The organism is Corynebacterium drakensteinense (assembly GCF_041224285.1).
In the GTDB taxonomy this organism is placed as follows: Bacteria; Actinomycetota; Actinomycetes; order Mycobacteriales; family Mycobacteriaceae; genus Corynebacterium.
Genome location: NZ_JAXOFP010000006.1, coordinates 119,471 through 131,626, shown reverse-complemented (window position 1 = coordinate 131,626; position 12,156 = coordinate 119,471). Strand labels below are relative to the sequence as shown.

Annotated in this window: 9 protein-coding genes and 1 CRISPR repeat array; of the genes, 5 read left to right on the top strand and 4 right to left on the bottom strand. The window is 57.2% G+C overall.

Going from position 1 to position 12,156, the window contains the following annotated elements:
- Positions 1–10 precede the first annotated feature (10 nt).
- Positions 11–1,625: a CRISPR direct-repeat array (repeat unit 28 nt; unit sequence GTTTTCCCCGCGCATGCGGGGATGAGCC).
- A 518-nt stretch (positions 1,626–2,143) separates the two neighbouring features.
- Positions 2,144–3,619, top strand: coding sequence for an ATP-binding protein (locus U1140_RS05305; protein ID WP_369846495.1), 1,476 nt, complete (start codon positions 2,144–2,146; stop codon positions 3,617–3,619).
- Positions 3,620–3,670: 51 nt separating this feature from the next.
- Here the strand turns inward: U1140_RS05305 and U1140_RS05300 are convergent, their stop codons facing one another.
- Both U1140_RS05300 and U1140_RS05295 read right to left on the bottom strand, forming a co-directional pair.
- Entirely contained in the window at positions 3,671–3,877 is a 207-nt protein-coding gene (locus U1140_RS05300; protein WP_369846494.1) for a hypothetical protein, read from the bottom strand.
- 208 nt (positions 3,878–4,085) lie between these two features.
- The gene (locus U1140_RS05295; RefSeq protein WP_369846493.1) at positions 4,086–5,168 is read right to left on the bottom strand and encodes an AbrB family transcriptional regulator; all 1,083 of its coding nucleotides are present in this window, start codon (positions 5,166–5,168) and stop codon (positions 4,086–4,088) included.
- A 63-nt stretch (positions 5,169–5,231) separates the two neighbouring features.
- On the opposite strand from U1140_RS05295, the gene U1140_RS05290 reads away from it, so the two are divergent.
- The 4 genes from U1140_RS05290 (at position 5,232) to U1140_RS05275 (ending at position 8,587) form a co-directional block, all read left to right on the top strand.
- Positions 5,232–5,978 (top strand): SDR family oxidoreductase, encoded by a 747-nt coding sequence (locus U1140_RS05290; RefSeq protein WP_369846492.1) that lies wholly within the window; start codon positions 5,232–5,234, stop codon positions 5,976–5,978.
- Between the two features lie 49 nt (positions 5,979–6,027).
- Positions 6,028–6,348 (top strand): RNA-binding S4 domain-containing protein, encoded by a 321-nt coding sequence (locus U1140_RS05285; RefSeq protein WP_369846491.1) that lies wholly within the window; start codon positions 6,028–6,030, stop codon positions 6,346–6,348.
- A complete protein-coding gene (locus U1140_RS05280) occupies positions 6,348–7,178 on the top strand; it encodes a VOC family protein (protein ID WP_369846490.1) in 831 nt (276 codons plus the stop codon). Before U1140_RS05285 ends, U1140_RS05280 begins: the two co-directional genes overlap by 1 nt.
- Before the next feature lie 158 nt (positions 7,179–7,336).
- Positions 7,337–8,587 (top strand): ATP-binding protein, encoded by a 1,251-nt coding sequence (locus U1140_RS05275; protein WP_369846489.1) that lies wholly within the window; start codon positions 7,337–7,339, stop codon positions 8,585–8,587.
- A 9-nt stretch (positions 8,588–8,596) separates the two neighbouring features.
- On the opposite strand, the gene U1140_RS05270 is transcribed toward U1140_RS05275, so the two are convergent.
- A complete protein-coding gene (locus tag U1140_RS05270) occupies positions 8,597–10,453 on the bottom strand; it encodes an FAD-dependent monooxygenase (protein ID WP_369846488.1) in 1,857 nt (618 codons plus the stop codon).
- A gap of 308 nt (positions 10,454–10,761) precedes the next feature.
- Positions 10,762–12,126, bottom strand: a complete 1,365-nt coding sequence (locus U1140_RS05265) for an MFS transporter (protein ID WP_369846487.1) — start codon at positions 12,124–12,126, stop codon at positions 10,762–10,764.
- Positions 12,127–12,156 lie beyond the last annotated feature (30 nt).

Sequence of the window (12,156 nt, the reverse complement as noted above, 5' to 3'; positions counted from 1 at the left end):
CAGGGGCTACGTTTTCCCCGCGCATGCGGGGATGAGCCGTGCACGCGGTTCGTTTCGGATGATGTGGAATTGTTTTCCCCGCGCATGCGGGGATGAGCCCCGCAAGGCCGGGCTGAATTTAGAGCGCCCTAGGTTTTCCCCGCGCATGCGGGGATGAGCCCCGCGCTGAAGTCGGTTGATGAAATTGACGTGGGTTTTCCCCGCGCATGCGGGGATGAGCCCGGATCATTAAAATCATGCCCATAAAGCACCGGGTTTTCCCCGCGCATGCGGGGATGAGCCTAACAGTGATGTAATCCACAAATGGTGTGAATAGTTTTCCCCGCGCATGCGGGGATGAGCCTAGATTCGATGCCATGGTGGAAGTCCTTACGGTGTTTTCCCCGCGCATGCGGGGATGAGCCCATTTCAAAGACATGCACGACGATACCGCCGCTGTTTTCCCCGCGCATGCGGGGATGAGCCCACAGCTGACCATCTCGTACCACGATCGCTAGGGTTTTCCCCGCGCATGCGGGGATGAGCCGAATCACCATGCCGAAAAAAACACCACAGAACAGTTTTCCCCGCGCATGCGGGGATGAGCCCCCATCAATTTTCGTCACATTGACGAAACAACCGTTTTCCCCGCGCATGCGGGGATGAGCCCCGCTCATTGATAGCCATCTCTGCACAGAGTTGAGTTTTCCCCGCGCATGCGGGGATGAGCCCGCGTCGATGAGCGCCCATACGCCCAGTCCACCGTTTTCCCCGCGCATGCGGGGATGAGCCCGCTGGGGTGTGATGATGTGGAGGTTATCGAGCGTTTTCCCCGCGCATGCGGGGATGAGCCCCAGCCCCCACTATCCGGCAACCGCATCGGCTCGTTTTCCCCGCGCATGCGGGGATGAGCCGTCCACAGAGATGACAGACGTTGCCATACGTGGGTTTTCCCCGCGCATGCGGGGATGAGCCTAGATTCGATGCCATGGTGGAGATCCTTACGGTGTTTTCCCCGCGCATGCGGGGATGAGCCCCACCACAGAACAACGCACTGTTCGATGTCTCCGTTTTCCCCGCGCATGCGGGGATGAGCCTTGCGCCCGCCGTATTTATGGAAGTTGTCATATGTTTTCCCCGCGCATGCGGGGATGAGCCCAAGCGCTACCTCACGCTGCTAGCAGAACGGAAGTTTTCCCCGCGCATGCGGGGATGAGCCCGTGCCCCATAAAGCCGCCGGGGTGTACTACTGGTTTTCCCCGCGCATGCGGGGATGAGCCCGCCGGATGCGGCCGCGATAAACGCCACGATCAGTTTTCCCCGCGCATGCGGGGATGAGCCTCCACGATAGCCTCCGGCTGCAGCACAAGGCCCGTTTTCCCCGCGCATGCGGGGATGAGCCGGCAGCGATTTTCGACAGCGACTCGGTGCGAACGTTTTCCCCGCGCATGCGGGGATGAGCCCCGGCTGTGGGACTCGGTTTCGTGGAGCGGTGAGTTTTCCCCGCGCATGCGGGGATGAGCCCTTGAGCGTGGTACGTCGGGTACTGATTATCTGGTTTTCCCCGCGCATGCGGGGATGAGCCGGGTACGGCTTTTGGCCTGGAGGAAGCCGCAACGTTTTCCCCGCGTATGCGGGGATGGGCGCTTCTCAGGAGCAGTTTTAGATTTTGTGATTAGAATAAAGAACTTTGGATAATTGATATTCCCGTTGTACTACTTTTCTGCACGAGGATATTTTCCCTATTTCTATCATTTGCAACCTTTTGTGGAAAATATTCCAACCATTTTTCTAATGGTAGAGATAGATTAAGTTTTGTACTGTACACATTGTCGCCTATTCTTTAGGTATTGGTTATATATGCAATAGTGAAATCGTATATACCGTACGGTGTTTTCCGCTTTTGGGATTTTTGATATTTTCCGCAGGGAATACGCGTCAGAACTATAGAACTTCGGACCGAAATACCTTGGGATGCCAAGGAATAATTTTTTAGGGCACTTCACTGTATGCAGCTTCCTCGCGTGTGCGTGATGCGCTGGTGATTACTACCCACGGTGAAGCAAGCGCGCTGCTGCCGGATGATTCGCGCGCTACGGAGCATGACACCTTAACTTCCCACATAACATAACACTGGTGTTATGTTGAGTGTTATGCTCGCATTATGGAACCTGAGCAGCTGCGAGAAATGATTCATCACCTGCGCATAGTTGGGGAAACCCAGCGGGTGGAGGTGAAATCACGCGTCGGCAAGAACGTACTAGAAACCCTGTCTGCCTTTTCCAACGACGACGGTGGCATCATACTGGTGGGCCTCGATGAACAGAACGGATATTTTCCCATCGAGGGTTTCGATAGCGCGCAGGCCACCGATGCAATTGCGACGCGGTGCGAGCAACTGACCCCGGTTGTGCGCCCAGATGTGTCCACCCATGTTCTTGACGGCAGCAAACTGGTTGTTGTCGAAGTGGAGCCGTTGCGTCGGCAAGATAAACCTTGTTATGTCTCTGAGAGGGGTTTATATAAAGGAGCCTATACCCGCACCGGTGATGGCGAGCGGTTGCTCAAGCAATATGAAATTGATCGGTTGTTGGAAGAAAAACAACAGCCGAACTGGGATTATGGGCCGGTAGAACAAGCTGGCCCGGAACACCTCGACACCGAGTTACTGGAGTCTTTTCTGCGTCGACAAAAAGAGCTGCGCCCAAAAACGTTCGCGCAGGGTAGTGATGTTGCGCAGCATCGGCTTGGGGTGCTTGCCGACGATCACCCGACCTTCGCCGCGCTGTTGACGATGGGGGATTATCCACAGCAATTTTTCCCGCGGTTGACCACGGCATTTGCTCTCATTCCTGGTACGGAAATTGGTGAACTTGCCGACGGCGTGCGGTTCCTTGATAGTGTCACTTTGCCGGGAACCATCCCGGACATGGTAGAAGCTGGCATCGCTATGGTGCGCAAAAATATGCGTACTGCCAGCAAGATTGGCGAGGTCTATCGCACCGACATGCCGGATTACCCGTTGGAAGCTGTGCGCGAGGCCTTGGTGAATGCGCTGATGCACCGTGACTATTCACCGGAAGCGCGCGGCAGTCAGGTGCAGATCATGATGTACGAAGACCGGCTGGAAATCACTAACCCAGGTGGTCTTTACGGTGGTGTGACCACCGGAAATCTAGGAGAGGCTGGTGTGACTAGCTCGCGCAACCAGCGTCTTTCAACGTTCTTGGAAGAGCTTCGCTTCGATGATGGTGGTCCTGTTGCGGAAAACAGGGGTTCTGGTATTGCGGTGATTGAACAAGCACTTGCGAAAGCGCTCATGCCACCACCGAAATACAAAAACTCCCTGACGCATTTCACTATCACTTTTTATAAACGGCGAGTGATCCAAGAAGAGCGCCATGGAACCGCTACTGACCAGGTGAAGCAGCTGTTGGGAGAAAAGGAATCATGGTCGACAACAGAGTTGGTCAACGAAACCCAGCTGAGCCGAACGGCCGTACAAAAAGCGCTCAACACACTGGTAAAAACCGGTTATGCAAAACCTACCGAACCACAGCGCAGCCCCAAGCAGCGCTACCGCGTCGTGAAGAATGAGGGCGGTAAGAATGAGTCCGGTGACCCCGATGCCCGAACATAACACCTTAACTTCCCACATAACATAACACCAGTGTTATGTTGAGTGTTATGTTCAAGTTGGGGCTGAATCCGGCTTCTTTCTCTTTCTTTTTATTAAGCCTTGGATGATTTCAGCTGCAGCACTGATAGCGGTTATTGCTAGAAAAGCAGCAAAGAAGAACCAAGGAGATTCAGGGGAGGGAAGTGCGACCCACACTATAAAGATTGCAAATCCGCCAATGGCTATACCAAGTAGCCCATTGAGTAACGCCTTATGCATAATTAGCTTCTCCTTGTCTTATTCCTTGTAAGTGAACCATAGTGGCTTTCAGGAGACTGAAGCGCTTATTATCTTTTGTTCCAGCCGTCATCATCGGGGCAAAAATTGCAGGCTGTGCTGCTGGAGCTTATTTGGTGCGATTTTGAATGCAATTGGCCTTGGACACTTGGCTGGAGATTCTCGTCAATAAAGAGGTCAAACCCCAGCTTTAATGCCGCAGCTTCCGCACCGCGTGCAGCACCTGTGGCAGCCAGCTCGCCAGCAACAGCACCGCCAACAAGCGGATGATCTGGATCGCCACCACCTCGGCACCAGCACTGCCTTCCGCAGACAATGCCAACACAGTCTCCAGCGCGCCGGGGCTGGTCGCCAGATAAGCCTCGAAATAGGTGATGTCTAGCCACACCGTGAGCGGCCACGCGCTCAGCGCGCACACCGCCATCAGCGCACCCAAAAACGCGAACGTCGCAGGCAACTGCTTGGAGAAAAACGCCAGCGTATCGCGCTGCAACGAACCACCGCACACCCAGCCGATCGACAAAAACGCGACGATCGCCAAATACGCCGGCGGTGCCACCTCCACGCCCTCGGGAAGCACGGCGGCAGCCAGCACCGTCGCCAATAGCGGCCCCAATGCCGTCGGCGCAGGCACGTGCAACCGTCGCGCGGCAGGCTCGGCACCCAGGGCAATCGCGGCGAACACCAGCAGCATCCACCACGGGCTATCGTTGCTCAAGCCTTCCTCATGTAGCTGCTCGCTCATGAACAAGTGCACGATCACCGGCAGCGTCAGCGACAACACCAGTACCCGCAAAAACTGCGTGAGCATGACGTAGCGGAAATTCGCCCCGAAATCGATCGCCAGCGTCGATACCACCGATGCCCCGCCCGGCAACATCGACAGCACACCGGTCTCCGGGCTAATGTGCCGCGGCTGTGCACGCGAAAGCAGCACACCACCGGCCACCCCCACGGTCACCGTAAACACGGTTACGAACAACCCGGGAAGCAAGAAATGCAGCAGGTCAGCCGCCGGAATCTGCGTCAACGGCACCGCCGCCAGCGTCATGATGATGCCGCGGCCGAAACGATAAAACACCGGGTGCACATTCAGCTGCTCGCCCGTCGACAAGCTCCAGGTGCCAGAGATCAAAATCGCGGCGATAATCCACGCCGCCGGCAGCCCCACCGCATCCAACGTCCACCCGAGCGCCACCGAAGCGGGCGCGAGCAGGAACCACCGCCAGGATCGCGGCGTCCAGGATGGCAGTGCCCAGGAATGCAGTTTCATCGCTATCCACTGTAGCCGCCGAGCGGCCCTGCGAGCCCAGCCGCGTCCACTAAAATGTGATGCATGACTGATTCTACCAACGCACAGCAGAAAACCGCCCTGGTCACCGGCGCATCCTCCGGCATCGGTGCCGCCACCGCGAAAGCGCTTGCCGACGACGGCTGGCGCGTCGTCATCGCCGCCCGGCGCATGGACCGGTTGGAGAAGCTCGCTGCCGAGATCGGTGCCACCGCGCACCAGCTGGACGTGACCAGCCAGGAAAGCGTCGACAAGCTGGCGGCAGCCGTCGGACGCATCGACCTGCTGGTCAACAACGCTGGTGGTGCGATTGGGCTGGAATCGATCGCGGAATCTTCGCTGGAAGATTGGGATCGCATGTATGAGATCAACGTCGCCGGTACCGTGCGCGTGACCAAGGCGTTTTTGCCGTCGTTGCTGGCTTCTACCGATAACGCTGCAGGCGACAACGCCGGCCTGGTGGTCAACATCGGCTCGGTGGCTGGCTGGACCCCGTATGCCGGTGGCGCGGGCTATAACGCCGCCAAGCACGGGGTGCGGGCGTTCAACCGGGTGCTGCGCCTAGAAAATCCGGGGACGCTGCGGGTTACCGAGATCGACCCGGGCCGGGTGGCCACCGAGGAGTTCTCGCTGAATCGTTTCCGCGGCGATGCCGAGAAGGCCGCCGAGGTCTATGCCGACAAGCTGAACCTGAGCGCCGAGGACATCGCCGAGGCAGTGCGCTGGGTCGCGGCACTACCGGCGCACATGAACATCGACACCATGCAGATCACCCCTCGCGACCAGGTGTAATGGCGGCTGCGTTTAATGGCAGCCGCGGCGGTTCGGTAACCTGGCCGCTATGACGACTGCGGATAATTACCCCTCGATCCCCATTAGTGGTGCATCGATCAAGCTGGGCCAATTCATCAAACTGGCCAGCCTGGTGGCCACCGGCGGGGAGGCGAAAGAGCTGATCGCTGCCGGTGCGGTGACTGTCAACGGCGCACCCGTCGACAAGCGTGGCGCCGCGCTGCACCCTGGCGATGTGGTGTGCATTGACGACGAGTGTGTGGCTGTGGCTGCGGCCGACGATCTCGGCGACGATCTTGCCGACGACGATTACTTTGACGAAGCCACCGCCGACGACGATTTTGATCCCGAGAAGTGGAGGAACCTGTAATGCCCGCATTTATTGCCGAAGTTGGCATGCCTTATTGGACGGATCTGACTACCTCGAATCCGCAGGTTGCGGCCGAGTTTTATTCCGATCTGTTGGGTTGGGAGATCAGCGGTGATGATTACCGCATCGCGCGCCTGCAGGGTTTGCCGGTTGCCGGGCTGATTCCACAGCCGGAGGGCACGAATGCGCCGGATACCTGGGTGACGTATTTCTTGAGCGTCGATATCGCTGGTGATATCGCGAAGGTGCAGAAGCTTGGTGGCAGTGTGTTGGCGGACCCGCGCGAGGTGGAGTTGGGCACCATGACCGTGCTTGCCGACGCCGCCGGTGGCCTGTTTGGCCTGTTGCAGCCGAAGGGTGAGGATAAGTTCATCGCTGCTGGTGAGCCGTCCACCCCGGTGTGGCATGAGCTGACCTGCAATGCCGGTTTCGAGGACGCGGTGGAGTTTTATCATGAGCTATTCGACTGGGGTATCCGCACGCTGACCGACGACGAAGCCGATGCCGATGGCGTCTACCCGAATGGCACCTATGCCGCGGCGATGGCCGATGGTGCGCCTTTCGCAGGCCTGTGGAAGGCCGAGGGGCAATTCCCGCCGCAGGTCAAGGGCTTTTGGCAGACGTATTTGGGTGTTGCCGATGCCGATGCGGCCGCTGCCCGCTGCGCTGAGCTTGGCGGCGAGGTCATCCGCGAGCCGTGGGATTCGCCGTTCGGGCGCCTGTGTTTGATCGCGGATCCTACCGGTGCCACCGTCACTTTGTGCGAGGTAGAAGAAGCACCGGAGGAAGGTCGCGAAGAAGATCCCCTGGACGGCATCGACCTGCCGTAGTGATCGTTACTGTAGCTCGATCTGCCGTAAAGGGTTAGGTGTCTACTACACCTCTGTGGAGAAATCCCGCACCTTCTACTGGAGAAATCCACTAGGTTCTACCGGAGAAATCCACTAGGCAGAAGTGGAAAGATGCCGCAGCCTGCTAGGCTGAGAGTGTGCATGATTATCAAAAACGCCACCTTGACCAGTCAATTTCGACGGCGCTGGAGTCTGCCCCGGCTGTAGTGATCGCAGGCCCACGTGCCTGCGGGAAAACCGAAAGTGCCTCGCAGTTTTCGGCTTCCCAGATTTATCTCGATTCTGCAGATAAGCGGGCGGTGCTTGCGCGCGAACAACCCGCCACCGCGTTGCACGGCGAGACTCCGCGCTTGCTGGATGAGTGGCAAGTGGTGCCGGAAGTCTGGAATGAAGTGCGCCACGAGGTGGACCGTCGTCGGCAAGCGGGCCAATTTCTGCTCACCGGTTCTGCTACTCCTGATGAGCATCCAATGCGTCATTCTGGCGCGGGGCGGTTTCGTCGCTTACGCATGCGGACGATGACGTTACAGGAAACCGGTGATTCCACCGGGGAGGTGTCCTTGGCCGCGTTATTGCGTGGGGAATCACCTGCGATCGCGGAATCCGAACGTGATTTTTCCGAACTCATCGCGCGCGTTGTCCGAGGTGGATGGCCGGGCGCATTGACTATGTCGCACGAGGCGGCAGTAGAGATGAACCACTCGTATCTTGACGACACGTGTGAGCACGACTTTCCTTCTGTTGCTGGTCCGCGCCGGGATCCACGTCGGATCCGCGCGTTTCTGGAGGCGATCGCTGGTTTATCGGCACAACCTGCTACTTTTAGTGCGATTGGCCGCAGGATGAATGATGCTGCGGCACTGCCCATCGGCGAAACTGCGCCCTCTGTGCTGCATGATTTCGCCGAGCGTATGTTTTTAACCGAGGATCAACCAGCCTGGGCACCGAAGCTGCGTTCACGGACTGCCGCATTACAAACGCCGAAGCGCCATCTGTGCGATCCTTCGCTGGTAGCGGCACTACTCGGGGCGAATGCTGATCGGTTATTGGCAGAGCCCGAATCGCTCGGGTTTTTATTTGAAAGCCAGGTGGTCCATGATGTGCGAGTCTACGCGCAGAAAAATAAAGCGCGCGGGGTTTTTCATTACCGTGATTCGAAAGGCCGGGATGAAATCGATGCAGTTGTGGAAGCTGCCGATGGTGCGTGGATCGGGCTGGAGGTGAAGCTTGGCCAGCATGCCATCGACGCGGCAGCAGAAAACCTGTTGCGGGTGAGCGCAAAAATCATCCGGCAGCCGGAAGCACTCATCGTGGTGGTCCCGAGCGGTCTGGCGTACCAACGAGACGACGGCGTTTTCGTCGTCCCGCTGACAGTGCTTGGGGAATAGTCCAGGCTGCTACCGCTGCGGGCGCAAAGCCCGGGCGAAATATTCCTCCACAGCCTCGGGCTTGTCCAGTGGCAACACCGCACCGACGTATTGGTCTGGGCGTACGATTACAACCGCGCCATCACGCGAAATTCCCCGGGCTTCGAAGATGTCATGCTCGTCGGAAACCACACCGAAGACATTATCCCAGTTTGGTACCTGGAATTTGCCGTTGCGCGGACGGAACAGCCGCGGCGCATCCAGGATTTCCCAATCCCAGTGGTTCGTTTGCTGGTAGATCGCCTTGATATCGAAGTAGGCGTTTTCATCCTGGTCAGCCGGGGTGTATTTGGCGACGATCTCTTCGACCGAGTTCGCCCAGGCAGTCATCTTTGACTCTTCACCCGCTTTTGGACGATCCGCGAAAGCGTAAATGCGGTAGCGGCCATCAGCTGTGTGTAGGTGGCCCAAATGCGTACGTAGGGCATCGGAACGGCGCAGTACTTCATAGGATTTAAAACGCTTGCCGACGTCGAAGCCCGTCGCCAAATCTTGATGGGTAGCGTCACCGACGATCATGTTGGGCTCGTACTGGGTCCGGAAACCGGCTGCAAACTCCTCGGCTTCCACATAGTATTTTTCCACCGCGTCCGGGCATTCCAGCTGTTCTGGCGGCGTGGCCATCAAGGTAGACCATTCGCGGTCAAAGTTAATCAAGTTTTCTGCGGCTGGTTGGCGTTCACCGTGGTAGGTGCATAGCAACTCTTCTGGTGCGCGTCCGTCGAGAACATGCCCGAGCTTCCAGGCAATATTGAAACCATCTTGCATGGAAACGTTCATGCCCTGACCTGCTTTGGCAGAGTGGGTGTGGCAGGCGTCGCCGGTCAAAAACACGCGCGGGGTGGTGTTTTCATTGTCGAAGCCGTCGACAAGCCGGTGTGCTACTTCGTAGACAGAGTGCCAGGCAACCATTTTGACATCGATGAAATATGGTGAGTAGATCTCGTTCGCCTTCTCAATAATCTTCTCAATCGGGGTTTCCCGAATCTTGTGATTATCATTTTCCGGGACTTCGCCGAGGTCCACGTAAATCCGGCAGAGGTAACCGCCCTCGCGCGGAATGTGCAGGATGGAACCGGATTTGGAATGAATTGCACATTTTGTCCGCCAGTCCGGGAAGTTCGTATCGACGACGACGTCCATCACGCCCCAAGCATGATTTGCCTGGTTGCCTTGGAAACTACGGCCGATTGATTTGCGCACCTTGGACCTTGCGCCATCACAACCCACGACGTATTTGGCGCGGACGGTACGTTGCTCGCCTTCAGTATTTTCAACCACGGCGGTTACTGGGTAGTCCTCGGAGAGGTCACCAACTTCCAAGGAAACAAAATCCCAACCATAATCAGGTGTAATCCGCGCTGGCCCGCGCTGTGCCTCCCGGGCGAAATAATCCAAGACGCGGGCTTGGTTGACAATCAGGTGTGGGAATTCGGAAATGCCATGTTCGTCGTCAATGGGTCGTGCACCGCGTTTGATGGCATCTGGATTTTCTGGATCTTGGTTCCAGAACGACATCTCGGTGATCGTATAGGCTTCTTCGGTGATCTCAGCAGCAAAACCGAAAGCTTGGAAGGTTTCTACTGAGCGGGCCTGAATACCATCTGCCTGGCCAAGCTCCAGACGGTGTGGGCGCCGCTCAATAATGCGGGTATTGATATTCGGGAACCTCGACAGCTGGGCAGCAGCAATCATGCCGGCTGGGCCAGAGCCGACGATGAGTACGTCCATGGTTTCCGGGAGTTCTTCTGCACGGTCAATGCCATATCCTGCGGCAGGAAGAACGCGTGGGTCCTGTGAAACGTAGCCATTGTGATGAAACTGCACTGTTTTGCTCCTTGCTGCTTATTCGGCACCGTTCTTTCATGCAACCGGGTTGAAGGCGGTGGTTGCGTGGGAAAGTGGCGGGAGAATCCATGAGCTAGATCAAATAATGCTTTGATCTGTGAACTGGGTCTTATTCTAAGATCATATATGATCATTGCGATCTATACAACACTTTTCTGGAAGTGTTATATGTGTTTCCTATGGTCGTTTCGGTATAGCAGGTACAAGCGCGCACAATAAGGGCATGTGCCGGTGGATGAACACCAAGCACATGCCCTTGTCGCTGGAGCTAGCTGGTTGCTGGCTACTTATTTTTTGCCGAACGTGAAATGTCCAGTCATTTGTTCCTGCTCGTGTTCAGGCCCCAAAGGGATGCCCTTGCGCTCGCGCAGCAGGAATACGCAGATGAAACCAAAGATACAAGCGCTGACCAGGTAGCCGGAGATGGCAAAAGTAGTGCCGGTTGCTTCCAGTAAAGCTGCGGCGATCATTGGTGCGAATGCGCCACCAAGTACAGACCCGATGGCGTAGGTGATGGATACGCCGGAGGCGCGAATAGAGGCCGGGAACAGCTCCGCGTACAGCGCGGATTGTGGGCCATAGGTCAGGCCCAAGCCAACGGTGAGGCCAATCAAAGCCAAATACAACATGCCCAATGACCCAGTATTGACCAGCGGGAACAGCGCGGCAGCGCCGATGCCCTGCAGCACGAATCCGATCAGGTAGGTCATTCGGCGGCCGATAAAGTCTGAGACCCAACCGGCGAATAGCGTTGAGAGCATCCAGGTCACAGCCGACAGCGTCACGGCGTTCAAAACATCACCGCGCTCTAGGCCAATGGGTCCGTCAGGGTTGGTGGTGTAGTTCTGGATATAGCCACCGGTGGTCATATAACCAACAGTGCCGTTACCAGCGAAAACCAGCGCGGCGGTCAGTACTAGTGGCAGGTAGCGCTTGAATAAGATGCCAATGGGGTTGGAAGCTTCGGCGTCTTTACGCTCGGAGATTTCCTGGAAAACTGGGGATTCGTCAACGCCCATGCGGATGACATAACCGATGATGACCAGCACGATGCTGAACAGGAACGGGATACGCCAACCCCACTCCAGGAAAGCTTCGCCTGGTGCGATGGTATTCATGATCGACAGCACGCCAGACGACATCAGCAAACCGAGAGGCACACCGACCTGTGGCCCAGCGCCGTATAGACCGCGCTTATCATTGGGTGCGTGTTCTACGGCCAGCAGCACAGCCGATCCCCACTCACCACCTGCAGAAATTCCTTGGATGATGCGCAGTGTGATCAGCAGAATTGGAGCCCAGATTCCCCAGGTGTCGTACGTTGGCAGCAAACCAATCAGGGTAGTGGCACCGCCCATGGCAAACAGTGTGACCATCAAGACGGTGCGTCGGCCGATTTTATCGCCGAAGTGTCCGGCTAGAAATGCCCCGAGCGGGCGGAACAGGAATGACAGGCCGACCGAGGCGAAGGAGATGATCGTCGCCAAGCCGCCTTCTAGTGGGCCGAACATGAGCTGGTTGAAGACCAGGCCAGCGACGGCAGCGTAGAGGAAGTAGTCGTACCACTCGATCGCGGTACCGATGGTGGTCGCCGCAACGACGCGGCGACGTTCTTTCGCCGAGATCGTTGTGGAGGTGGGCGTTACCGACATAAACGTCCTTTCGAGGGGTTGTGGGCGGTA

Bases quoted from the DNA above. Each gene is read 5' to 3' on its own strand.
- U1140_RS05305 (WP_369846495.1), top strand. From the start codon at position 2,144: ATGGAACCTGAGCAGCTGCGAGAAATGATTCATCACCTGCGCATAGTT.
- U1140_RS05300 (WP_369846494.1), bottom strand. From the start codon at position 3,877: ATGCATAAGGCGTTACTCAATGGGCTACTTGGTATAGCCATTGGCGGA.
- U1140_RS05295 (WP_369846493.1), bottom strand. From the start codon at position 5,168: ATGAAACTGCATTCCTGGGCACTGCCATCCTGGACGCCGCGATCCTGG.
- U1140_RS05290 (WP_369846492.1), top strand. From the start codon at position 5,232: ATGACTGATTCTACCAACGCACAGCAGAAAACCGCCCTGGTCACCGGC.
- U1140_RS05285 (WP_369846491.1), top strand. From the start codon at position 6,028: ATGACGACTGCGGATAATTACCCCTCGATCCCCATTAGTGGTGCATCG.
- U1140_RS05280 (WP_369846490.1), top strand. From the start codon at position 6,348: ATGCCCGCATTTATTGCCGAAGTTGGCATGCCTTATTGGACGGATCTG.
- U1140_RS05265 (WP_369846487.1), bottom strand. From the start codon at position 12,126: ATGTCGGTAACGCCCACCTCCACAACGATCTCGGCGAAAGAACGTCGC.